A 1,313-nucleotide genomic window follows, 5' to 3' on the forward strand; every position below is an offset into this window, starting at 1 on the left:
AGTAAGGCCACAGACTGCTGTTTTCAATGGCTGATGGGTTTTCGGACAAGCACTAGCTATTAATGGCCATTATCAAGTGAGTGCGCAAAACAAAGATTTGTTAAAAGACCACCTCCGACGCAGGCATAGTGTCACCAAGCTGGTTGTTCATTTAGTGTTCACTACAAAGTACAGACGCAAGCTGTTTGATGGGTACATGATTCAACAATTACGTGATGCGTTCGAAAGTGCCTGCGTAAAATTGGAGTGTGATTTACTGGAAATGGATGGAGAGAAAGACCATGTCCATTTACTGATTGCCTACCCACCGAAACTGGCTGTCAGTGTCATGGTAAACAACCTGAAATCAACATCATCAAGGCAATTGCGAATATTGAACACCCACCTTACGACTCAAAGTAAATCAGGCCGGCTATGGTCAAGGGCGTACTTTGCTTGCAGTGCAGGAGGGGCGACTATCGAAACTCTCAAAGAGTACGTGAATAGTCAGAGTACACCTGATTGATAGTGCAAACCTGATGGCGGAAGGCTCTACGCCTTCGCGGCCCGGCCTTCCCGTCTTATATCCCCGCCCGATTGGGCGAGGGTTTACGACGATTTTGCTAATCCCCGTTGTGCATCGCGGGTTTCCTGAATCTGGCCGTCGGCAACAATCGAAGCGCCCTGGTAGTCTTTGCCGGCAAATGCGGCCTGAACAGCGCTGAACACCGCCAGCGGGTCGGTCACTGTGGCATCCACTCCGGAAGAGACACGGATCACTCGCTTGCCATTAAAGTGGTCAATACTGGCCCGGGCATCGGTAAAATCCCAGCGCACCAGTTTTCCCAATGGCACCAGCTGGTTGTTGCCGCCGCGTACCAGCAGGTCGTTCAGCTGATTAAAGGATTGGTCACCTTCGGCCAGGGCGACGCGGAAATTCACTTCCTCCTCACCATTGAACACCCGGGTTACCTGCTGGCCATCAATGGCGTACTTAAGGATGTCGCCCACAGTCGCGGCGCTGATACCGTAGTAATTCAGCCAATCGTATTGCAGTGTGGCCTGTACCTGGGGCGATGGCTCATTAAGATCTCGTCGAACCCGGCTGGTACCCGGCGTGGACTCCAGAAACTTCACCAGGTCGTCAGCCAACTGCTCCCGACCGACATCACTGCCGCCAACAAAAGAGAGCGTAATGCTGAGCAGATTGTTGCTGATTGGGAAGAGCAGGCCAAAAGCATCACGGGCCTGGCCCAGATCGAGTTTGATATTGACAGTGGCGGCCCTCCTGCCGGCCGGTTGACCTGCAAATTGTTGGCGGCAGTGATGTCGGT

General features: G+C 52.6%; 2 protein-coding genes. One reads left to right on the forward strand and one right to left on the reverse strand.

Translation table 11 applies throughout. The features are described 5' to 3' along the window. The first annotated feature begins 76 nt into the window (after nucleotides 1-76). On the forward strand, nucleotides 77-505 hold the full coding sequence (gene tnpA, locus KDK13_RS01690) for an IS200/IS605 family transposase (RefSeq protein WP_257283041.1): 429 nt from the start codon (nucleotides 77-79) through the stop codon (nucleotides 503-505). Nucleotides 506-588: 83 nt separating this feature from the next. Here tnpA and KDK13_RS01695 read toward each other — a convergent pair. Continuing rightward, nucleotides 589-1,313: efflux RND transporter permease subunit (locus tag KDK13_RS01695; protein ID WP_257283042.1), on the reverse strand; the 725-nt coding region annotated here is incomplete at its 5' end.

Origin of the sequence: Endozoicomonas sp. SESOKO1 (assembly GCF_024606265.1) — a bacterium.
In the GTDB taxonomy this organism is placed as follows: domain Bacteria; phylum Pseudomonadota; class Gammaproteobacteria; order Pseudomonadales; family Endozoicomonadaceae; genus Endozoicomonas.